Here is a 23,363-nt window from a genome sequence, read left to right on the forward strand (position 1 = left end):
TGTGTCACCCATTTTAGAAAACGCTTTCTTTGCCGTTCAAAAAAACTCAAGATAGGATGATCTATTCACTTGTTCCCATTATATAATAAAAACTTCAAACCCTTTTCTTTTTTATATTTTTAAATTTTTCAAATAATACGAATGGACTTTCAGACAACAAAAAACTCTCTATCTAGAGGGAATAGAGAGTTTTCTTATTATTCAACAGCAAAGATGAAGGAATAGAGCGGTTGTTCGCCTTTATGAACTTCAACTTCCACATGGTCGAATTGTGATTCCGAATATTTTGTTAAAGCTTCCATCTCTTCGTCTGTAACATCTTCACCTTGTAAGATGGTTAAGATTTCAGCAGCTTCATCGATCATTGCCGCCAATAATTTTTTGGCAGCTTCAAGCTTATTCGTATCTTTCACGGTGATTTTCCCATCGAAGATTCCCATGAAATCGCCTGTTTCGATATCTAATCCATCAATGTGCGTGTCACGTACTGCATACGTAATTTGTCCTGTCTTTACATGACTTAATGCTTCGGTCATGTTCGCTTCATTCTGCGCTAAGTCTACCCCTGGATTAAACGCCAATAACGCTGCCATACCTTGAGGAACGGTTTTAGACGGAACAACGATTACTTCTTGATCCACAACATCGGCAGCTTGACGTGCTGCCATTACGATATTGCTGTTGTTTGGTAAAATGATCACTTTTTCAGCATTTACTTCCTGAATGGCCCTTACTATATCTTCCGTGCTTGGATTCATCGTTTGTCCGCCTTCGATCACAGCTTTTGCCCCGATACTTCTAAATAAGTCAGCGATTCCCGAACCCATCGCTACCGTGACAATCCCATACTCCTCTTTCTTTGTCACTGGCTCAGCAGGAACGGTTTTCATTTCAGCATGATCCTCCGCAACGATGCTGCTATGTTGTTCACGCATGTTTTCTACTTTAATTTTCATAAAGCTGCCGTATTTTTGGCCATAGTTCAATACTTCACCCGGATGCTCCGCGTGAATATGAACTTTTACAATCTCATCGTCCGACACTACAAGAAGAGAGTCTCCCCACTCACTTAAATCGTTGCGGAATTTCTCTTCGGAAAAGGGATTATCTTTCAGCTTATCTTTTTCAAATCGAACCATGAATTCCGTACAATAACCGAATTGAATATCTTCTGTGCTCATATGACTTTGCACACTTTTATGATGCTCGGCACTTACAAGCTCATCCATGGAAGGAAGGGCAGTCGATATCTGTGGAAGTTCCTCACCTTTTAGGACCGCTAAGAAGCCTTCATAAATAATGACAAGTCCTTGACCGCCGCTGTCCACTACTCCTACTTCCTTTAAAACAGGGAGAAGATCCGGTGTACGGTTTAAGGATGCTTTCGCTTCTGTTACGACTTCATCCATTAGCTTCACGATATCCGGTTGTTTTTTAGCCACAGCTGTTGCCTTTTGGGCAGCATCCCTCGCTACCGTCAGGATCGTTCCTTCTATAGGCTTCATAACCGCCTTATAAGCCGTTGCTACACCCGTTTCAAGAGCTTGGGCAAATTCGACGCTATTAATGACTTCTTTTTGTTCAATCGATTTCGCAAATCCGCGAAACAGCTGTGATAATATAACGCCCGAGTTACCGCGCGCACCCATTAACAATCCCTTTGCTAATGCCTGTCCGACTTTTCCAATATGGCCGGATACATTATTTTTCACTTCTTTGGCACCAGAAGTGATGGATAGATTCATATTTGTTCCTGTATCACCATCTGGAACTGGAAAAACATTTAGCGCGTCTACCATTTTGGCGTTATTCGTTAGATGCTGTGCTCCCTGTATCACCATCTCCGCGAAACGTTTTCCGTCTAAAGTTGTAACTGACACACATTTTCCTCCTTACTACAAGTTCGTTACACGAACTCCCTGCACATAAATATTTACGGAATCGACCGTTAAACCAACCGTTTGCTCGAGAGTATATTTTACTTTGGATTGAACATTATGTGCGATTTCAGATATTTTTGTTCCATAACTTACAATAATATACATGTCAATATGTATTTCGTCGTTTTCTTGACGAACAATTATGCCGCGTGTAAAGTTTTCTCTTCGAAGGATTTCTGTAATTCCATCTTTGATTTGTTTTTTGGAAGCCATCCCTACAATTCCATAGCAATCAATTGCTGCTCCACCTGCAATAGTTGCGATTACATCTGTAGAAATATCGATTTGGCCGTACTTTGTTTTCATTTCGATGGACATACTTCTACCCCTTTCTTTTTCAAAACATCAGAAATTAGATATGAACCCTTTTCTGTCATGTCCAGCTGCACGAGCCAGCTCCTACGGTCATTTTCGAAGAACAGGATGTTCAAGCGTCGACGTTGGTCACAGGACGTGACCGCTCTTAGTCGACAATCCTTTAAATGAAGCCAAAAGCGCTTCTTTGTCAGGAGTTCCAATGCCCTATGGAGGAGAGCCATGGATGGCGAGAGTTACAGCGTTGCTCACAGGACGTGAGCGTTCTTAGCTGTAACTTGGCTCGTTCCGCTTTTCTTATAGACTACAGACATTTTACTATAAGTAAAATATTTTTAAAAGAATATTCGTCTTTTGGCCCATTATGGATACTCCTTATTATACAACATGGTTTAAGTTTATATGTCAAGGGAAATTTCTTGAAAGCTTTTGTGAAGAACTATTGCATTCTCACAATGCCTGTGATAAATTAATATAGTATTTCTGAAAACAGAAGTTGATTAGTTTCGTTTGAGTTAGGAGGGAATTTGAACATGGCACGTAAATGTGTAGTAACCGGGAAAAAAACTCGTTCAGGTAACGCGCGTTCTCACGCTATGAACGCTACAAAGCGTACATGGGGTGCTAACCTTCAAAAAGTGCGTATTTTAGTTAATGGTAAACCAAAACGTGTATATGTATCAGCTCGAGCTCTTAAATCTGGTAAAGTAGAGCGCGTTTAATTACAGGAGAAAAGCACCATATTATGGTGCTTCTTTTATTTTAACGATATGTATGAATCATGATCTATAAAAACAGGACGCTCCCTTAAAAAGGGAGACGTCCTGTTTTATTCTTTTTTGAAAGAATTCAGCACTGCCCGCACAAGGCCGCCTAAAAATTTTGGGAGTTTAATCGTATAGAATTTCATACTTCCCCTCCTAACTATCTCTTCACGTTCCATTTTCATGAAATCGTTTCTATTCATCCCGTATATTATATTCAAGGCTTTTCAAAGAAGTACCAACAAACAATGAGTTAATCATTGCTTCTTATCATCATTAATATGCCTGCCGCAAATGAAAAAGTACCTCTTTGTTGAATAAGTTCATTACTTATGCAGAGCGTCGAACCCCACGTGATGATATGGTTAGTAAGAGGATATTTGAACCCTTCAAGCGTCAATCCCCGGATCTCTTCGGAAAATGGCACAAAAGAAATATAACCATAAGCGGCATCTTGTTCCACTTCATGGCACCCGGGTAAATGCATGGATACTATGTTCTGCCGATCAATCATTTGAATGGGTATATCGGCATTCAATCCTTTATACAACAACTGGACAGCACCAAACATATGGTCCATTCTACCGCCTGTGGCCCCAAAAATCCGAACGAGTGAAGGGTTTTGTTCAACCGCCCAATTCAAGGCAAGTTCCAGATCAACCTCGTCCTTCTCCGCTGGAGATATTTCTAAACTACGCAAGCGTTCTCTCACAAATGAAAGTTCATTTTGTGTAATAGAATCGAAATCGCCAAATGCTTTAGAAGGCTGAATATTTTGCTGCAATAAACGAAGAACTCCCCGATCCACCCCGACCCATACATCATCTTGCCATTTTTTATCTGTTAAAGAAGGTAATCGGGTTTCCGGCCCACCCGCTAAGATATTTATAATCATAGACATCCCTGCTTCCATTTCTATCTCTGGCTCCCTTCCACAAATAGAAGGAAAGGGGGCCGCTCAATCAAAAGGTCACCCCTCTATATGATAAAACTCTTTTAATCAAATGAATCGCCACGAAAACCCTTAACTTTACCGGATTCTCTGTGACGATTCACTTGACTCGATGTCTCAAAACCGCTATTGGCGCAGCATTAGACATACATCTTTAATAGGCACCGCGAATCTCTTGGATGGCGGCTTTTCGATCTGCTTGATTGTATATAGCTGAACCGGCTACAAGTACGGTTGCACCTGCTTCTACACATTGTTTTGCCGTTTCAGGGTTAATTCCCCCATCCACTTCTACATCAATGGAAAGGTGACGAATTTGAATCAATTGTGAGATTTGCTCGATTTTTTGCAACACATTCTGAATGAACACTTGCCCGCCAAATCCCGGGTTAACGGTCATTAGCAATACCAGGTCCAAATCTTCTAAAATATGTTTCACTTGATCGATCGGCGTTGCTGGATTCAAAGCCACTCCAGCTTTTACTCCATGCTGTTTAATCAATTGGATGGTGCGATGCAAATGCGGGCATGCCTCCACATGTACGGTGATAATATCCGCACCGGCCTTTGCAAATGCGGGAATATATTGATCAGGATTTTCAATCATGAGATGAACGTCCAGCGGTAATGCTGTCACTGGACGAATCGCTTCCACTATAAGCGGTCCGAAAGTTAAATTCGGTACAAAATGACCATCCATGACATCTACATGTATATAGTCAGCTCCTGCTGCTTCTACTTCTTGAATTTCTTCGGCCAACTTCGAAAAATTAGCGGACAAAATGGAAGGTCCAATCTTTACCATGTTTAATACCTCGGCTTTCTTTGCTTAATTTCTTCGATAAAACTTGTATAATGCTCATAACGATAAGGCGGAATGTCCCCTTCTTCCAAAGCGGACTTCACTGCGCACTTTGGTTCAGAAAGATGCAGACATCCCCGGAACTTGCAATTCTCGCTTAAGCGATCCATTTCCGGAAAACAAGTGGATAAGTCTTCAAGCTCTATATTGATAAATTCCAACGAGCTGAATCCCGGTGTATCCGCTACAAGCCCCGTCCCAACCGAAATGAGTTCAACATGTCTTGTCGTATGTTTCCCCCGACCGAGCGAGGCTGATATATCATTAGTTTTAAGCTCTAATTCCGGCTTGAGTGCGTTCAACAAAGATGATTTGCCCACACCCGATTGACCGGCTACAACTGTTACACATTCATTTAAATAAGGAAGTAAGTCTGATATACCGTCTTCAGTGATGGTGGACGTCAACAACACATCATACCCAATGTTTCGATAATCTTGCGCATATTTTTCAATGCCTGGCCTTTTTTCGTCGCTAACCAGGTCTATTTTCGAAATGCAAATAAGCGGCTTAATACCGTTTGCTTCAACTAACACTAAAAAACGATCCAGCAACAAAGGGCTGAATTCCGGCTCGATGGCCGAGAAAACGAGTACAGCCTGATCGACATTGGCAATAGGAGGACGAATCAATTCATTTTTCCGTTCTTCAATATCTAAAATATAGCCTTCTAACTCGTTTTCTGCTTGAAAAGTAACATAGTCCCCTACTAACGGGCTGACTTTTTGTTTGCGAAATACCCCTCTTCCTCGGCATTGAGTTATCTTCCCGTCACTTAAAACATAATAAAAACCGCTCAAGGCTTTAATGATTCTGCCTTTAAGCATATCCTCACTCCTTGTATGACACTATTGTTGTGAATATGGTACCTCTGTCTCTTCGATCACATTATTATCCCGCACAATTTTATATTTCGCTGTCCCATTATAAGGGATGACAAGCTGAATTTGTTTTTGGATTGTTTCCGTCAACGGCAATGTTTCAAAAGGCACTTGATAGTCATAATTCAAATCATCCACATAAATTTGCACTTGCTGCTGCTGCCCTGGCTGCACTGGTTCATAAGGAATGGTTACGTCTACTTTCACATTTTTAGGCGGTTGTTGTTCCGATCCTTTGGAAAGTGTAATAGTAAGAGTATCCCCTTTTTGTATGGCTGTTTTCGATGCAGGCTCCTGTGATATCACGAGACCTTTTGGTACAGTATCCGAATATTCTTCCTTCACTTTAACCACTAATTCATAATCTGAAACATAATCTCGCACACTTTTTTCCGTCCAACCCGACAAATCCTTCAATATAATGGCAGGCGGACCTTGACTTACCCAAAATGTGACATCCGTTTCCTCGGGAACCCTTTCTTCCCCTTCTGTCGGATTTTGATCGATGATTGTCCCTGCCACTTCATCACTGTCAACTTTCACGATGCCAACAGTCCGATATCCTTTTTGCTCTAATAACCGCTTGACAGCATTGATTTCTCTTCCTATATAGCTTTCAAACGGGATCTTTTCTTTACCTGAGCTTTGATAGATTTTAATTTTAGTTCCTTCTTTTACGACTTCCCCTGAATTTGGGATCGTTCGAACGACCTTCCCTTCTTCAATCTTCTCATCGGATATACGAACAGGGTCATCGACGGTAAATCCAAGAGAAACAAGTTTGGTAACGGCCGCTTCATAATCTTCATCGCGCAAATTAGGAACCGTTACATCTTTCGGTGCTAACAAAGAAGGCACAACGGTGACAGCAGCCACTCCTGCACTTGCCAATACAAAAAATAATATGAGCAATGATAACAACCATTTATTCTTTTTTCGCTTTTTCTTTTTTGGGGCCTTCTTTGAATTCTTTTTTGAAGCCTTTTTAGACGGCTCCTTAGCCATTACAGGGATTGGAACAGTTTTGGACATTGGTCTTATAATTGTTTCATCCGTTGCGTTATCTATGTAATCATCGGTTATGATCGGAATGGCTTTTGTTGCTTCATCATCATCCGGAACTTCAAACTTTTTCTCATTCAGACGTTCTGGATTCATAGCTGTTTCTAATGCAGCCTGCATTTCCTCTACAGAATCATAACGATAAAAAGGATCCTTCGCCGTGGATTTCAATACGATATTTTCCACACTCTGCGGAATGGACGGATTCCATCTTTTCGGCGATGGAGTTTCTGTTTGTAAATGCTTTAATGCAATGGAGACCGCTGACTCTCCAGAAAATGGTACTCTCCCCGTCAACAGTTCAAATAACACAATCCCCAACGAGTAGATATCAGACTTCTTATTTGCCAACCCCCCCCTTGCCTGCTCAGGAGATAAATAATGAACAGAGCCTAAGACAGAGTTAGTTTGTGTAATCGTTGTAGAACTTAGCGCAATGGCAATCCCGAAGTCCGTGACTTTTACCGTTCCGTTATCATCAATTAAAATGTTTTGAGGCTTTAAATCCCGGTGAATAATACCAAATTGATGAGCATGTGCAATGGCAGATGTAATTTGCGTCATAATATCTACTGCTTTTTCTACCGGAAGGGGGGCATGTTGTTGAATATATTGCTTTAATGTTTGCCCGGGAACGTATTCCATTACAATATAATAAATATCTTCCTGTTCTCCCACATCATAAATGCTCACGATATTCGGATGAGCGATGCTTGTTGCCGATTGTGCTTCACGATGGAACCGCTTAATAAACGATTCATCGTTTGCGAAATCTAGACGAAGAACTTTTATGGCTACGTCCCTGTCCAAGATAACATCCCTTGCCAGGTAAACGTTCGCCATCCCTCCACCACCGATGACTTTCAAAATTTTGTAGCGGTCATTCAAGCGTCTGCCAACTAGCACCGCTATCACCCACTTTCATTTGCAAAATCCACTATAATGAGTGTGATATTATCCTCTCCCCCAAGATCGTTCGCCAAATGGATAAGACGTCCGCCTTTTTCATTCAACGTATCGTCCGCTGAGAGAATTTCCTTTAATTTTTCATCTGATACTTTATTTGATAAACCATCGGAGCATAATAATAATATATCCCCCTGTTCCACTTCAATCGACTTAACATCAATGGCTACCCGCTCTTCTGTTCCAAGAGCGCGCAGCAAAATGTTTTTTCGTGGGTGGTTTTCTGCATCCTCTCTTGAAATCTGCCCGCTGCGGACCAGTTCATTGACAAGAGAATGATCTTCTGTAAGCTGGGAAAAACCATTTTCATTCAAAATATAGCCTCGACTATCCCCAATATGTCCAATTGTACAAAAACTATCTGTACAAATGGCTGCGACCAATGTCGTTCCCATTCCTTTGCACTCATCATGCTCGCTTGAATGATTATACAACACTTCATTAATTTTGTTCACTTGCTCGATCATCCACTTACGCGCAGCATCTGGGGATGAAATGTTTTCACTTTCCTCCCAATGTTTCTGCAATTGCTGAATGGTCATCGTGCTGGCTACATCACCCGCACGATGGCCTCCCATACCATCAGCTACAACAGCAAGCCTGCTGCCACTGCCATTATAAAATACCCCTCCGGAATCCTCATTATGCTGCCGGACCTTCCCGCGATCTGTCATAAAGACAGCTCCCATGCTATCACCTCGTCTCTTCTTTGCGCTCCTTTGCACGCAATTGACCACATGCAGCGTCAATATCATGGCCTTGTTCACGACGAATCGTGACATTGACCCCATGGTCTTTTAAAGTACGTTCGAATTTAAAGATTTGCTCTTTTGGTGTACGTACATAGTCCCGTTCTGGCACATAGTTGACAGGAATTAAGTTGATGTGACATTTCAATCCTTTCACCAGCTTGGCCAGCTCTTCGGCATGCTCGACTTGATCATTTACCCCGCCGAACAATCCGTACTCAAAGCTCACTCGTCTTCCCGTCTTTTCAATATAATACTTGACCGCTTTCATTAAATCAGGCAGTTTATATGCACGGTTAATCGGCATTAAGCGAGAACGCAGCTCTGTGTTCGGTGCATGCAAGGAAATTGCAAAATTAATTTGTAACTTTTCATCAGCAAACTGATAAATTTTTGGAATTATTCCACTTGTTGATACGGTAATATGGCGAGCTCCGATGTTTAAACCATCATCAGAATTAATGATTTTTAAAAATTGTATCATAGAGTCGTAATTGTCGAAAGGCTCACCTATTCCCATAATTACGACATGGCTGACACGTTCTCCTTGTTCATCCAAAGCCTTTTGCACTTTTACGACTTGAGCCACGATTTCGCCCGCTTCAAGGTTGCGTTTTAGCCCGCCTAACGTAGATGCACAAAACGTACAACCGATGCGGCACCCGACTTGTGTGGTCACACAAATGGAATTCCCGTACTCGTGTCTCATAAGGACCGTTTCAATCGTATATCCATCATGAAGTTCAAATAAAAATTTCATCGTCCCGTCTGATGATGTTTGCTGAACAGCTGTTTTTAATGTTGTAAGGACAAAATGATCTGCCAGCTTTTCTCGAAGATCTTTTGATAGGTTGGACATCTCCTCAAATGACGTCGCTCTTTTTTTGTAAAGCCAGTCATAAATCTGTTTGCCGCGGAATTTCTTTTCTCCGTTTTCTACGAGCCACTTTTCTAGTTCCTGTAATTCATATGAATAAATGGATGGCTTTTGAGTTATTTCTTTTGTTTCATTGTCTATTAATGTTTTTTCCATTATTGCACCTTCTTTCGTAAACAAGCGATGTAAAATCCGTCCGTCTGAAAATCATCCGGAAACAGTTGAATTTGTCCATCCTTTACTTTTTCTGAAACGGCTTGGGGCAAACGATTGGTTAATGTATCATCTGGCCCAAAGTCAGGATGATGCTTTAAAAACGCCTCAACAACTTCCTTATTTTCCTCCTGGTCAATGGTACATGTACTGTAGATCAATGTACCGCCCTTTTTCAGAAGCGGCTCTACCGCTTCCAAAATCTGCAGTTGAATGCGGGCGAGCTGTAAAATATCTTGTTCGGTTTTTGTATATTTCAAATCGGGCTTGCGTCTCATGACTCCAAAACCTGAACATGGCGCATCCACCAATATTTTGTCGAAGCTTTCTTTTCCAAAATGCCCATTCACCTGACGGCTGTCCATTGCAATAGCGGTTACATTTGGAAGCTGTAAGCGTTCCACTTGTTCATTGATCAATTTTACTTTGTGATCATGAATATCTAAAGATACTACAGCACCCGTATGGTAAAGCTTTTCGGCAATATGAGTTGTCTTGCCTCCGGGAGCAGCACAGCTATCTAACACCTTATCACCTTCAGCTGCTCCTACAGCATGCGCCACAAGCATGGAACTTTCGTCTTGAACAGTAAACATTCCGCGTCTAAATGCTTCTGTGTGAGCGGCGTTTCCTTTTTGAACTTCCAATGCCTCAGGAGCAAGCACGCCTCGCTTAACCTCGATTCCTTCTTCTGCCAGTTTCTCGATGACTTCTTCCAAAGTGAATCGGGATGTATTCACACGAATGGTTTGCTTAGGCGGCAAAAGACTCGCTTCACAAATTTGACGGGTTTTATCGAGTCCATATTGGTCAGCCCACCTTTGAACAAGCCATAATGGATGACTCGTCTCCACCGCTAATTTTTCAACAGGATCTTTAATGGAGCCAAGAGACGGTATCCCTTGTCTCTGAACATTTCGGAGTACCCCGTTTACCATAGAGGAAATTCCTCTATGCCCTCTTTTTTTCGCGATTTCAACCGCCTCATAAATCACGGCATGCTCCGGTACACGATCTAAATAAACGATTTGATAAAGGGATAAACGCAATAATACTTTTACCCATGCCTGCATTTTTACGGGATTTTTAAGAAAAGGCTGTAAATAGTAATCCAGCGTAATTTTGCGTTGAATCGTACCATATACAATTTCCGTTAACAATCCCGCATCTTTGCCTGCCAGCTTATGCTTCTGAATGTTCTTGTTCAGCAGCAAATTGCTGAATGCCTGATTCTTCTCAATGGATAATAAAATATCCAGCGCTATTTCTCTTACATTGTACTTACTCATGTTTATCTCCTAATTGTACACCTGGTTCCAAAGAGGTGCCGCGTAAAAATTGTCCGGCATCCATGCGTTTTTTACCTGATGGCTGCAGCTCTGTAATTTTAATCGCCGTCTCATTGCCAGTAGCTACAATAAATCCATCAGCTTCAAGGTCTAATACTGCACCAGGTGCTCCTTTTTTGGAAGAAACCACTTTTTCTCCCCACCAGATTTTCATCACTTGACCATTAAGAGTCGTATACGCAACAGGCCAAGGATTTAATCCACGTATATGATTGTATATTTCCTCCCCTGTTTTGCTCCAATCGATCTTCTCTTGCTCACGCTTAATGTTGTAAGCAAACGTTGCTTCCTCATCATTTTGTTTGATTGGCTTAATTTCTCCCCGAATAAGTGACGGAATGGTTTTCGATAACAGTGTTGAACCTGCAGCGCTTAGTTTGTCATGCAATGTTCCGACATTGTCTTTTTCGTCAATCGGTACTTCCACCTGTGTTAAAATGTCACCTGCATCTAGTTTCTCCACCATATACATAATTGTCACGCCCGTTTTTTCTTTTCCTTGTAAAATAGAATAGTGGATAGGCGCACCGCCGCGAAGCTCCGGCAATAATGAGGCATGAACATTGATGCATCCGTATTTCGGTGCCTCTAAAATTTCCTTCGGCAAAATTTGTCCGAACGCAGCTGTTACGATTAAATCCGGTTTGTATGCCAATACTTTTTCGTATTCTTCCTGAACACGAATTTTTTCCGGCTGCAATACTGGAATTCCATGTTTTTCTGCCTCTACCTTCACCGGGGGGGGAGTCAATACTTTTTTACGGCCTACAGGCCTGTCTGGTTGTGTAACAACAGCCGAAATATGATAGCCGTCTTTAATTAGTGTTTGTAACACCGGTACAGAAAAATCCGGGGTTCCCATAAATACGATATTTAACATCTTACCATTCACTACCCTTCTAATTCTCCTTCTTCATAATAGCGCGTTACTTTGGAAGTGAATAACACGCCGTGAAGATGATCGATCTCATGCTGGATGGCTCTCGCCAAGAAACCCTTGGCCTCAACGACATATACTTTTCCGCGTCTATTTTGTGCTTTTACTTTTACATACTGGGCACGTTCAACCTCACCAAAAAGGTCCGGAAAACTGAGACAGCCTTCTGGACCCGTTTGTTCACCGCGCTGTTCTAGAATGACAGGATTGATAAGCTCAATCTTGCCATGACGGTCACCCACATCTACAACCGCAACTTGTTGGGTCACCCCGACTTGAGGTGCTGCTAAGCCCACCCCATCTGCTTCGATCATTAAATCATACATTCCATTCAACAATTTTGCCAATTTATTATCAAACTCTGTGACACGTTCACATTCTTGTTCCAGAATAGGATCAGGATAATAAACGAGTGATAGTTTAGTCAATGTGTTTCCTCCTGAAAAGTTATCATTCATTTTTTTCAACTTGCTTGAACCCTAGTCTTTATTAAGAAACCTCTGTATGGACTCAGTGATGAAAAGCTATGTTAAAGCCTACCGTATAAAGAAAATCGGTATGGTTCTTTAACAAGGTCTCGCTCGAAATACCAGCCTTGCGTTCTCCATGTGCAAACATCACATCATGGAATATGGCTGCAGATCAACCGTAATGGAGAGCTGCTGTTGCTGCATTTCCCGCTGATAACGGTCCAATATAAACTTTAAAGATGGGATCAGTTCTGGTTCCAGCTTGTATTTTATCATGCATTGATAACGATATCTATCTTTTACCTTCGCAATCGGCGAGGCGACAGGACCGAGAACAACCGTATTGTTTGAAAGCTTTTGCCGTAAAAATTGGGCAATTTTATCGGTGACGGCCACGACCTTTGTCAGTTCTTCATGTGAAACCGTTACTAACGCTACATAATAAAAAGGGGGATACTGATGCATCTTTCTTGCCATCATTTCCTGCTGATAAAATGCATCAAAATCATGCTGGCCCGCCAGCTGAATGCTATAATGTTCCGGCGTATATGTTTGAATTACGACTTCTCCGGGAAGATGATGTCTTCCTGCACGGCCGCTCACCTGGGTCAACAGCTGAAATGTTTTTTCAGACGAGCGAAAATCAGGAAGATGAAGCATTGTATCAGCAGATAACACTCCAACTAATGTGACGTTTGGAAAATCAAGACCTTTTGCAATCATCTGTGTCCCTAACAAAATTTGTGCTTTCTGTTCTGCAAATTGATCCAGCAGCCGTTCATGCGCTCCTTTTCTGCTTGTCGTATCTACATCCATCCGAATAACGCTTGCCTCAGGCAATAATTTCGTTAATTCTTCTTCCACCTTTTGAGTGCCTGTGCCGAAATAACGAATATGTTCACTATTACACTCCGGACATGTGACAGCGGCAGGCTGTTCATATCCACAATAGTGACATTTCAATAAATGATTATACCGATGATACGTAAGCGATATTTCACAATGGGGGCATGTATGGACGTAACCGCAGTCGCGGCACATAACAAAAGATGAGTGACCCCGTTTATTTAAAAGCAGAACGATTTGCTCTCCCTTTTCAAGCCGATCCTGCATTTTCTCAAATAACAATGTCGAAAACATGGACCGATTACCGCCGCGCAGCTCTTCTCTCATATCTACGATATCAACGGCCGGGAGTGCGGAATCATTCATTCTTTTCCTTAGCGTTAATAACTTATATACACCTTTTTTTGCGCGTGCAAATGATTCTAATGTAGGAGTGGCACTTCCGAGAACAACCGGGCATTCGTGGTGTTTCCCCCTGTAAATGGCCACATCACGTGCATGATATCTCGGAGTTTCTTCCTGTTTATAGCTTGTTTCATGTTCTTCATCAATAATAATAATTCCGAGATTTTGAAACGGAGCAAATACTGCCGACCTTGCCCCTACAACCACCGACACTTCTTTTCGCTGGATTTTTCGCCATTCATCGTACTTTTCTCCCGATGACAGCCCACTGTGAAGAACGGCCACTTTGGAGCCGAATCTCCCTTTGAACCGTTTGACCATTTGCGGAGTTAACGAAATTTCAGGAACAAGGACAATGGCTTCTTTTCCTTCTTTTAATACTTGATCGATCGATTGAAGGTACACTTCTGTCTTCCCGCTTCCAGTCACTCCGTACATTAAGAAAACATCATGCTTAGCCTCTTCTATTGTTTGTAGAATAGGGGTGATGGCCTGTTCTTGTTCTTCCGTCAACGGAAAAGCACTCGTTTTCCCAAAGGCCTCTTCATCATACGGCTGGCGATACACCTCAATGTTTGTTTCTCCCAGCACCCCTTTATTAACGAGCGCCTTTACAGGGGCTTGTGTAACATTTAACTGTTCGCATAACTCCTTCAATGCAATTTCACCGGGATGTTTCAAGAAAAAGGCTAAAACGTTTTTTTGCTTTTCAGCCTGCTTCGGCATTTGTTCCGCCAGTTGTTGAAGTTGCACAGCCGCGTATAAGGGTTTGATCCCTTTTACCGTCTTTTTTCTGGCACGGTTTTTCACGATGTAAATGACTTCCAAATACCCCTTTTGAATATCCCGGTAAAAAGAAGAAAGATGATCTTGGTGGACACCGCTTAATAGGACGGCATCTTCTTGTTTAAAATACTGCTGCACATCCTCATGCAATAAGCTCATATCTTCTGGATAAAGAAGCCTGACTTCCTTATCATATGTCGCCTTCATGGCCGCAGGCAGCATCGCCTGGAAAGCAGAAATCGCATAACATAAGGTCTTTTCAGTCAGCCAATGTCCGAGCTGTAACAATTCTTCCGTTAACACAGGGTACGGATCAAGCAACTCGACAATCGGCTTTAGTTTTTTGAATTCCGAATGTTCTTTCAAACCGACCACAAATCCTTGAACTTTCCTCGGTCCAAAGGGCACGATCACACGCATGCCTTTTTGAAGCACATCGGCCCATTTTTCAGGAATGAGATAATCAAATGTACGATCTGTTTGTTTGGCAGCTACATCTACAATGACGCTGGCAATTTTCATACTTGTCAACCTTCTAACATATTCTGTATTTCTTCCAATATTTTTTGGGCAACTTCTCTTTTTGAAAGTAAAGGAAGTTCTTTGATTTCACCTGTCCGCTTGTACATCGTTACAATGTTTGTGTCTCCGCCAAAGCCCGCTCCTTTTTTACTGATGTTATTGGCAATGATCATATCGACATTTTTTTCGCGCAATTTCTTTTGGGCATATTCCGCCACCTTCTCGGTTTCGGCCGCGAAACCGATTAAAAGCTGCTTTTCTTTTTTCTCTCCTAAAGTTTTTAAAATATCCTTCGTCCGCTCAAGCTCGATTACTGCATCACCCGGCTGTTTTTTCATTTTTTGCTCATGAACGTTTTTCGGTCGATAATCGGCAACTGCCGCTGATTTGATGACAACGTCCATGTCAGGATAATGTTTTATGACTTGTTCATACATCTCTTGGGCGCTTTCAATCTGGATGACATGAACTCCTTTTGGATACGCCACATTCGTCGGTCCGGTTACGAGCGTTACATCAGCCCCTAATTCTCTCGCTTCTTCAGCAATCGCATAACCCATTTTTCCGGTGGAATGATTCGTAATAAATCGAACGGGATCAATCTTCTCTCTCGTTGGTCCGGCTGTAATAAGAATATTTTTTCCTTTTAGAGGCCGATTGGATTCCCGCTGAAAAAGCTGCTGGACAAGTGTCACTATATTTTCCGGTTCTTCCAACCTTCCTTTTCCCACATACCCGCAGGCAAGATATCCTTCCGACGGCTCTACAAATTCATAACCGTGCGAGGACAATGTTTCAATATTTCGTTTTACTGCAGGGTGATCATACATATGGACATTCATGGCAGGAGCAATCCATACTTTCGCCGTTGTCGCAAGAAGCGTGGTTGAAATCATGTCATCAGCAATTCCATTCGCCAATTTACCAATTATATTCGCTGTTGCCGGTGCCACCAGAACAAGATCCGCCCAATCGGCAAGATCGATATGGGCGATGACTGCCGGGTTTTTCTCGTCAAATGTATCTGTATAAACCGGGTTTCTCGACAGTGACTGAAATGTAAGAGGAGTGACAAATTCACTCGCAGACTTTGTCATCATCACTTTTACTTCAAAGCCGGCCTGCACAAGCTTACTTGTTAAAGCAGCTGCTTTATAAACAGCAATTCCTCCTGTTACACATAACAAAATCCGTTTTCCCTTTACCATTCTTCTCCCACCTATTCCATGTATCATGATGAAAAAAATAACAACCTGCAGTAGGTTGTTATTTTCTTAAAACAGCGATTATCTTTCTAAAGCAGAATCTTCATTGTCTTGCTTTTGTGCTTTTGTATAACTTAATAACTCAGCGTCAATCTCTTCTAAGGCCTTGCCCACATATTTACGGGAAACAGGCTTTCCAATCATTAAATCGTCATTTAGCTGAAGCTGACGGGCTCTTTTTGCCGCTACAGTTACAAGCGTATACTTAGAATCTAACTTTCTCATTAATGAGTCAATGGATGGATAAAGCATAAATTATTCTACCTCCAGCATTCTTTTATAACGGGCTGCTATTCTGTCACGACGGCAATGTTCAGCCGTGACGATGGCTTTGATTCGATCACAGGCATGTTCCACCTTGTCATTTTCAACGACATAATCGTAAGCATCCATCATATCGATTTCTTCTTTCGCTACTTTCATGCGGTTGTTGATCAAGTCTTCGCTTTCCGTTCCGCGGTTCACAATACGGTTTTTCAATTCCGAAAGGCTTGGCGGTGCCAGGAAAATGAACAAGCCTTCCGGAAAAGCATTTTTCACTTGAAGAGCGCCCTGTACTTCAATTTCAAGAAAAACGTCTTTGCCTTCCGATAAGGTTTTCTCTACATAATCAATCGGCGTGCCATAATAATTGCCTACATATTCCGCCCATTCAAGCAGCTTATTTTCTTTAATCATCGTTTCAAACTCTTCACGACTTTTAAAGAAATAATCAACACCGTTTACTTCACCTTCACGCGGCTTTCTCGTTGTGGCTGAAATGGAGTATTCAAAATTTGTATCTTCCTGCGAAAATAACGCTTTACGCACCGTTCCTTTCCCTACGCCTGACGGTCCTGAAAGAACGATTAATAAGCCTCTCTCTCTCATTGTGCCCAAATGACCTACCCTTCTGATAATTGTTCTTCTTTATTTGTAATTCGATGTGAAACCGTTTCTGGCTGAACAGGCGCTAAAATAACATGATCGCTGTCCATAATCACAACCGATCTCGTTTTCCTTCCCAACGTTGCATCAATCAATGTACCTCGTTCTTTCGCATCTTGAATCATACGCTTAATCGGAGCTGAATCAGGATGGACGACAGAAATAATGCGATGCGATGAAATAAAATTTCCAAATCCTATATTAATCAACTTGCCGCTCATCTACAAGCCTCCTAATGGGTTATATTGTAACCGTCTTGGCGGTAACCTAACCCCACTTCCATTATTCAATATTTTGAACTTGTTCTTTAACTCGTTCTACAGCGGTTTTCATCTCCACAACAAACTGAGCAATCTCCCCATTGTTTGCTTTCGCACCAATCGTGTTCATCTCACGATTCAACTCTTGAACAAGAAAATCAAGCTTCCGCCCCATCGCCTCTCCTTCCCGGATTGTTTGGATAAATTGGGAGAGGTGGCTTTCAATTCTTGTTAATTCTTCGTTAATATCCGCTTTATCAGCAAAGATGGCCGCTTCCGTCACTATCCGCTGTTCATCTATTGCGCCACCCGCCAAGTCTGCCAATCGTTTTTGCAAACGATGGCGGTATTGCTCAACCACTTGTGGAGCCAATAAGACAATCTGTTCACGAGCACGTTTAATCTGCTCTAGATGTGCAAGAACATCTTGTACTAACTGCTCTCCTTCCAATCGTCTCATTTCCACTAATTGTACAACGGCCTGCTCAGCCGCTTGAAGAACAAGATCATAAATCGGTGAATGGTCCGCCTCTTCTTCAAAAGTTGTAAGGACATCTGGCATCTTTAACAAATCATACACACGAATATCATCTTTCAAGTTATATTCATCTTTTGCCTTTTGCAAATTTTGCATATATTCTTGTAACAGCTGCCAATCCATCTGAACTTTTTTCTTTGTGATGTTCTCACCTGATATGGCAACAAAAACCTCTATCCGTCCACGTTTTATGTATGCTTGAATCAGTTTTTTTATTTTATCTTCCATTTGAAGTAATGGTCTTGGCATGCGAATCACCATCTCACAAAAACGATGATTGACAGATTTCATCTCCACTATCACCATGTATTGGGAAGATTCCGCTTTACCTCTGCCAAAACCTGTCATACTATAAACCATCTTATCACATCCACTATGTACATATCTTACACAAAATAATGACGAAAGGAAAGATAAAGAAAAGTTGGCTTGCACCAAGAAAGATGACACTTTCTAGTAAACCAAAAGAAAAGGTAATAGAAGCGTCTTCTATTACCTTTTGCATTATAACATAGTTTAAGACGATTTTCTTGTTAAAAGTGAACCTGCCAGTAAAAAAGTTGGTACACTTGCTAATCCCAGAATAACGAGCCACTCCCGCGGAGCAATTGCCATCGTATGGAAAATCGGCTGCAGCGGCGGATAGTAAATGACGATCAATATCAATAAAATGGAAGATAAAACAGCCCCGACTAAATAAATGTTTTCAAACGGATTGCGGTCAAAGATCGATTTGTCGCTGCGGCAATCAAACACGTGAATAAGCTGTGCCATTACAAGAGTGGCAAATGCGATTGTTTGGGCATATGCCAGTTTTTCAGGTGTATTATCATACACGATCATAAACGCGGCCAGCGTAACGGCTCCTATCAAGAAGCCGCGGCTAATGACTTTCCAGCCCAATCCGCGTGCAAATACGCCTTCTTTTGGATGACGCGGTTTGCGTTTCATCACATTTTCTTCCGGTTGATCGAGCCCTAACGCCATTGCCGGCAATCCGTCTGTCACGAGGTTGACCCACAAGATTTGAATCGGTACCAGCGGCAGCGGCAAGGCTAAAATCATCGCGAACAGCATCACTAAAATCTCCCCTACATTGGAAGCCAGTAAATAACGGATAAATTTGCGAATATTTTCGTAAATGTTTCGTCCTTCTTTGATGGCGGATTTAATGGTCGCGAAGTTATCATCAAGCAGCACAAGGGCCGATGCTTCCTTCGCTACATCCGTACCCGTAATCCCCATGGAGATTCCGATATCGGCTGCTTTGATGGCTGGCGCATCGTTGACGCCGTCTCCCGTCATGGCGACTATGTGGCCTTTTGCCTGAAGGGCTTTTACAATCTTCAATTTATGTTCGGGAGATACACGAGCATATACATATACATCGTCCACCATTTCCTCGAGCTCTTCGACACTCATTTTGGATAACGTATAACCGTCTAACACCTTTCCTCCCGGCTTCAAAATGCCTAGCTGTGAAGCAATCGCTTTCGCTGTAATAACATGGTCTCCTGTAATCATGACCGTTTTGATCCCCGCTTCACGACACTCCTTTACCGCTTCTTTTACTTCCGGTCTCGGCGGATCGATCATCCCTTGCAATCCGATAAAGACAAGTTCTTTCTCCGCTTCCCGTTCATGCCCGAACGTCTCGTCCATAAGAGGGCGGTAAGCGATGGCAATCGTCCGAAGTGCTTGGCTTGCAAGCTGATCAATGGCTGTTTTTACTTCGTTGCTCATTACAAGAGATAGTGATTGCAGCTTATTGTCCCATAATATTTTGGTGCTGTTTGTCAATAATACATCGGGTGCTCCTTTTGTTACGACATATCGTTTACCATCTTTTTTGTCTTTTACAACGACACTCATCATTTTCCTTGTCGAATCAAACGGAAACTCCTGCATAATTTCAAACTGCTGTACAAGGGATTCCCTCTTAAATCCGGCTTTCATTGCCGCTACAAGTAAAGCCGCCTCTGTCGGGTCACCGTCAACGGCATAATCCTTTTCTTGCCTGATCAAATCCGTTTGGTTACAAAGCATTCCAAACATTAATAACTGTTGCAACGGCTTTGCCTGATTAGGATTGACTTCTCTCTGACCTAAGTAAAATCGGCCTTCCGGATGATATCCTGTTCCGCTTACATTCCATGTGGTGCCACCTGACCAAATGTGGGTAACCGTCATTTTGTTTTGGGTCATCGTTCCGGTTTTATCGGAACAAATAACCGACGCACATCCAAGAGTCTCTACAGCCGGAAGCTTGCGCACAATGGCATTTTTCTTAATCATGCGCTGTACGCCAAGAGACAGTGCAACCGTCACAATAGCCGGCAGGCCTTCCGGAATGGCAGCCACAGCCAGCGACACACCGGCCAAAAACATTTCATATAACGCATGTCCTTGAATCACACCGATTGCCACTACCAACACGGTCAGCAATAATGCAACGCCAATCAGGATTTTCCCCAATTGTTCGAGCTTTCGCTGTAACGGCGTCATCATCGTTTCTGCATTTTGCAAAAGGTTCGCGATTTGCCCCATCGCTGTATTCATACCTGTTCCCACGACAATACCGATACCGTTGCCTCTTGTCACCAACGTTCCCATAAACGCCATATTGTCCTGATCGCCAAGAGGTATATCTTCACCCTTCAAAGGAGCGGTTTGTTTTTGAACCGGCAGGGATTCCCCCGTTAACGCCGATTCTTCGATTTCAAGACTCTTTGCTTCCAGTACACGAATGTCGGCTCCTATGCGGTCCCCGCTCGTGAATTTTAATACGTCCCCTATCACTAATTCCTTTGACGGAATTCGCTTCCACTCCCCATCCCTTAATACCATTACGTGAGGAGCCGACAGCTCTTTTAAGGCGTCCAGTGATTTTTCGGCCCGCCTTTCTTGAAAAAAACCTAAGAAACCGTTTATAATGACAATTGCAATAATCGCAATGGCGTCTATGTACTCTCCAAGCAGCCCGGAAATAAGCGTTGCTGCAAGCAGCACAAGCACCATAAAGTCTTTAAATTGCTCCAAAAACAAAAGCAAAGCCGATTGTTTTTCAGCTTCTTGGAGCTCATTCAGCCCATATTGCTTTTGCCTCGCCTTTGCCTCCTTACTTGCTAGACCTGTTTCTTTTGTCGATTTCGTCATTTGCAAGACGGCTTTTTCACTCAGTTCATACCACTTCATGCCATTTCTCCACACCCTTTGCCTTCATTCTCTATATCGTAAGCTTATTCAGACTCGTCCTAAAACATGCTATCTCAATCCACATAAATCATGTGACATGGATAAAGAACATCCATGTCACATGATTTACGTATAAGCGGGGGGCCATTTCCCCTGCGGTACCTGGCCCCCCGCTTATACGAAGACCCTTTTAGCTTATGCAGGCCGGGAAAACCAAAAGCATAAAATAAAGAGATTTAAGGAGAAGACCTTTTCGCTGATCCGAGGCAGAAAAACTAAAAGGACATGAAGATGGTCGCAAAACGAATTAATGTTGAAAAATTAAGTGGGACTTATATATACTTTTTTCAAAAGAATTTGATTAAAATGTTGTAAAATAGATTGAACAATTACGTTTAAAGAAATAAGGAAGTGGAAGATATGTCATTTGATGGAGTGTTTACATATGCGATGCTGCAGGAATTGAAGGCCAGCCTTGAGACAGGTCGTATTAACAAAATACATCAGCCCTTTTCAAACGAGTTGATTTTTCAGGTGCGGGCAAACGGAGTAAACCGAAAATTATTGATTTCCGCCCATCCAAGTTATGCGCGTGTCCACTTTACGAATGAAGCGTATGACAATCCCGCTGAGCCTCCGATGTTTTGCATGCTGCTGCGCAAACATTTGGAAGGAAGCATCATTGAAAAAGTACGCCAGCATGAACTGGACCGTATTTTAATTATCGAAACGAAAGGACGCAATGAAATCGGCGATGTCGTCGAAAAACAACTAATCATTGAAATCATGGGGCGTCATAGTAACATCGTCCTCATTGATAAAGATAAAAACGTCATTATTGACAGCATCAAACATATCCCGATCTCCTTGAACCGCTACCGTACTGTTCTTCCAGGGCATCCCTATGTTTTGCCTCCGGAACAAGGGAAAACGAATCCTATGGAAGCGACGGAAGAGACCGTCCTTAAAAAAATCGATTTTAACAGCGGCAAATTGTCGCAGCAACTCGTTCAGGCTTTTGAAGGACTTTCACCGCTGCTGGCAAATGAAATTGTCTATCGTGCAGGAATTGCAAACCGCACCTCCCTTCCGAAAGCGTTTGTAGAGACGATGAAAATCATCGAAACACATCAATTTTCCCCGTCTCTTATCACAAGCCGCGGCAAGGATCATTTTTACATCATGCCGCTTGAACATTTGGACGGCCAAACTCAAACGTTCGATACGATTAGTAAATTGCTTGACCGCTATTATTACGGCAAAGCGGAACGCGACCGGGTAAAGCAGCAGGCAAATGATTTGCTGCAGTTCATTTCTAATGAGAAAAAGAAAAATGAAAAGAAAATCAAGAAGCTTGAGCAAACATTAAAAGATGCAGAAAAGGCGCAGCAATATCAATTGTACGGGGAACTGTTGACAGCCAATATGTACAATATAAAACAAGGCGATAAGGAAATAGAGGTAATCAATTACTATGACGAAAATGGAACCACTGTGACCATCGCATTGGATCCGCAAAAATCCCCATCACAAAACGCGCAGAGTTATTTCCAAAAATACCAAAAAGCCAAAAATTCCGTTGCCTTTGTAAAAGAGCAAATCGAAAAGGCAAAAGAAGAAATCTCCTATTTCGAAGGCCTGATGCAACAAATGGAATCGGCTTCGTCTAAAGATATTGCGGAAATTCGGGAAGAACTGGTCGAAGAAGGATACTTGCGAAACCGTCTAGGAAAACAACAGCGAAAAAATAAACCGCAAAAACCAGTGTTAGAGCATTATCAATCGAGTGATGGAACGGAAATTTTAGTTGGTAAAAACAATAAACAAAATGAGTACTTAACAAATCGACTGGCAGGAAGGGACGAGATTTGGCTTCATACAAAAGATATACCGGGCTCTCATGTTGTGATCCGGAGCCATACACCTTCAGAAGAGACGATTCTAGAAGCGGCTCACTTAGCTGCTTATTTCAGTAAAGCGAAAAGCTCCAGCTCGGTTCCCGTCGATTATACAAAGGTTCGTCACGTTAAAAAACCAAGCGGCTCAAAGCCGGGTTTTGTCATTTACGAAAACCAGCAAACGGTGTACGTCACGCCGAACGAAGAACTTGTTTTAAAACTTCGAAGCCTAAAATAAGAAATTTGCTGACATTTAGTTTTGATTTCTGGTCCCATTCGCGCAAAATAGCTAGTGGAAAGAATCAACATCGCTAACACAATCAACATAAAAAAGAAGCCGGTATCCAGAAAGCCGGACAAAAAAAGGGAGGAGATCCTGCGTTT

General features: G+C 42.2%; 21 protein-coding genes. 2 read left to right on the forward strand and 19 right to left on the reverse strand.

Going from position 1 to position 23,363, the window contains the following annotated elements; translation table 11 throughout:
* Window positions 1-197: 197 nt before the first annotated feature.
* Together ACFOU2_RS03540 and ACFOU2_RS03545 are read right to left on the reverse strand one after the other, a co-directional pair.
* Window positions 198-1,880, reverse strand: a complete 1,683-nt coding sequence (locus ACFOU2_RS03540) for a DAK2 domain-containing protein (RefSeq protein WP_377912253.1) — start codon at window positions 1,878-1,880, stop codon at window positions 198-200.
* Between the two features lie 15 nt (window positions 1,881-1,895).
* Entirely contained in the window at window positions 1,896-2,258 is a 363-nt protein-coding gene (locus ACFOU2_RS03545) for an Asp23/Gls24 family envelope stress response protein (protein ID WP_377912255.1), read from the reverse strand.
* Between the two features lie 530 nt (window positions 2,259-2,788).
* Between ACFOU2_RS03545 and rpmB the strand changes: the two genes are divergently transcribed.
* Window positions 2,789-2,977: a 50S ribosomal protein L28 gene (rpmB, locus tag ACFOU2_RS03550; protein WP_377912257.1), complete on the forward strand. Its 189-nt coding sequence runs from the start codon at window positions 2,789-2,791 to the stop codon at window positions 2,975-2,977.
* A 107-nt stretch (window positions 2,978-3,084) separates the two neighbouring features.
* Here rpmB and spoVM read toward each other — a convergent pair whose 3' ends face one another.
* From spoVM to ACFOU2_RS03635, 17 genes are all read right to left on the reverse strand, one after another.
* Window positions 3,085-3,165 (reverse strand): stage V sporulation protein SpoVM, encoded by an 81-nt coding sequence (gene spoVM, locus ACFOU2_RS03555; RefSeq protein ID WP_377913558.1) that lies wholly within the window; start codon window positions 3,163-3,165, stop codon window positions 3,085-3,087.
* A 107-nt stretch (window positions 3,166-3,272) separates the two neighbouring features.
* Entirely contained in the window at window positions 3,273-3,914 is a 642-nt protein-coding gene (locus tag ACFOU2_RS03560; RefSeq protein WP_377912259.1) for a thiamine diphosphokinase, read from the reverse strand.
* Window positions 3,915-4,125: 211 nt separating this feature from the next.
* Window positions 4,126-4,776 (reverse strand): ribulose-phosphate 3-epimerase, encoded by a 651-nt coding sequence (gene rpe, locus ACFOU2_RS03565; RefSeq protein ID WP_377912261.1) that lies wholly within the window; start codon window positions 4,774-4,776, stop codon window positions 4,126-4,128.
* A 2-nt stretch (window positions 4,777-4,778) separates the two neighbouring features.
* A complete protein-coding gene (gene rsgA / locus ACFOU2_RS03570; protein WP_377912263.1) occupies window positions 4,779-5,660 on the reverse strand; it encodes a ribosome small subunit-dependent GTPase A in 882 nt (293 codons plus the stop codon).
* Between the two features lie 21 nt (window positions 5,661-5,681).
* Window positions 5,682-7,682, reverse strand: a complete 2,001-nt coding sequence (gene pknB / locus ACFOU2_RS03575) for a Stk1 family PASTA domain-containing Ser/Thr kinase (protein WP_377912265.1) — start codon at window positions 7,680-7,682, stop codon at window positions 5,682-5,684.
* A gap of 5 nt (window positions 7,683-7,687) precedes the next feature.
* Window positions 7,688-8,431, reverse strand: coding sequence for a Stp1/IreP family PP2C-type Ser/Thr phosphatase (locus ACFOU2_RS03580; protein WP_377912267.1), 744 nt, complete (start codon window positions 8,429-8,431; stop codon window positions 7,688-7,690).
* A gap of 4 nt (window positions 8,432-8,435) precedes the next feature.
* Entirely contained in the window at window positions 8,436-9,524 is a 1,089-nt protein-coding gene (gene rlmN, locus ACFOU2_RS03585) for a 23S rRNA (adenine(2503)-C(2))-methyltransferase RlmN (protein WP_377912269.1), read from the reverse strand.
* Window positions 9,524-10,870 (reverse strand): 16S rRNA (cytosine(967)-C(5))-methyltransferase RsmB, encoded by a 1,347-nt coding sequence (rsmB, locus tag ACFOU2_RS03590; RefSeq protein ID WP_377912271.1) that lies wholly within the window; start codon window positions 10,868-10,870, stop codon window positions 9,524-9,526. Before rsmB ends, rlmN begins: the two co-directional genes overlap by 1 nt.
* Window positions 10,863-11,810, reverse strand: a complete 948-nt coding sequence (gene fmt / locus ACFOU2_RS03595; protein WP_377913560.1) for a methionyl-tRNA formyltransferase — start codon at window positions 11,808-11,810, stop codon at window positions 10,863-10,865. Before fmt ends, rsmB begins: the two co-directional genes overlap by 8 nt.
* Window positions 11,811-11,821: 11 nt before the next feature.
* On the reverse strand, window positions 11,822-12,295 hold the full coding sequence (gene def / locus ACFOU2_RS03600) for a peptide deformylase (protein WP_377912273.1): 474 nt from the start codon (window positions 12,293-12,295) through the stop codon (window positions 11,822-11,824).
* Window positions 12,296-12,484: 189 nt separating this feature from the next.
* Window positions 12,485-14,896, reverse strand: a complete 2,412-nt coding sequence (priA, locus tag ACFOU2_RS03605) for a primosomal protein N' (RefSeq protein ID WP_377912275.1) — start codon at window positions 14,894-14,896, stop codon at window positions 12,485-12,487.
* Window positions 14,897-14,901: 5 nt separating this feature from the next.
* Window positions 14,902-16,104: a bifunctional phosphopantothenoylcysteine decarboxylase/phosphopantothenate--cysteine ligase CoaBC gene (gene coaBC, locus ACFOU2_RS03610; protein ID WP_377912277.1), complete on the reverse strand. Its 1,203-nt coding sequence runs from the start codon at window positions 16,102-16,104 to the stop codon at window positions 14,902-14,904.
* A 78-nt stretch (window positions 16,105-16,182) separates the two neighbouring features.
* Complete coding sequence (gene rpoZ / locus ACFOU2_RS03615) at window positions 16,183-16,413, reverse strand: DNA-directed RNA polymerase subunit omega (RefSeq protein WP_377912279.1); 231 nt, start codon at window positions 16,411-16,413, stop codon at window positions 16,183-16,185.
* Window positions 16,414-16,416: 3 nt separating this feature from the next.
* Window positions 16,417-17,031, reverse strand: a complete 615-nt coding sequence (gmk, locus tag ACFOU2_RS03620; RefSeq protein ID WP_377913562.1) for a guanylate kinase — start codon at window positions 17,029-17,031, stop codon at window positions 16,417-16,419.
* A gap of 14 nt (window positions 17,032-17,045) precedes the next feature.
* Window positions 17,046-17,309 carry a DUF370 domain-containing protein gene (locus ACFOU2_RS03625; protein WP_377912281.1) on the reverse strand — a complete coding sequence of 88 codons (264 nt, stop codon included), beginning with the start codon at window positions 17,307-17,309 and terminating at the stop codon, window positions 17,046-17,048.
* 61 nt (window positions 17,310-17,370) lie between these two features.
* Entirely contained in the window at window positions 17,371-18,246 is an 876-nt protein-coding gene (locus ACFOU2_RS03630) for a YicC/YloC family endoribonuclease (protein WP_377912283.1), read from the reverse strand.
* 156 nt (window positions 18,247-18,402) lie between these two features.
* Window positions 18,403-21,081: a calcium-translocating P-type ATPase, SERCA-type gene (locus ACFOU2_RS03635; RefSeq protein WP_377912285.1), complete on the reverse strand. Its 2,679-nt coding sequence runs from the start codon at window positions 21,079-21,081 to the stop codon at window positions 18,403-18,405.
* 420 nt (window positions 21,082-21,501) lie between these two features.
* Between ACFOU2_RS03635 and ACFOU2_RS03640 the strand changes: the two genes are divergently transcribed.
* A complete protein-coding gene (locus ACFOU2_RS03640; protein WP_377912287.1) occupies window positions 21,502-23,217 on the forward strand; it encodes an Rqc2 family fibronectin-binding protein in 1,716 nt (571 codons plus the stop codon).
* Window positions 23,218-23,363: the final 146 nt, after the last annotated feature.

Origin of the sequence: Bacillus songklensis, assembly GCF_042649685.1 — a bacterium.
Classification (GTDB): Bacteria; Bacillota; Bacilli; order Bacillales; family Bacillaceae_H; genus Bacillus_BA; species Bacillus_BA songklensis.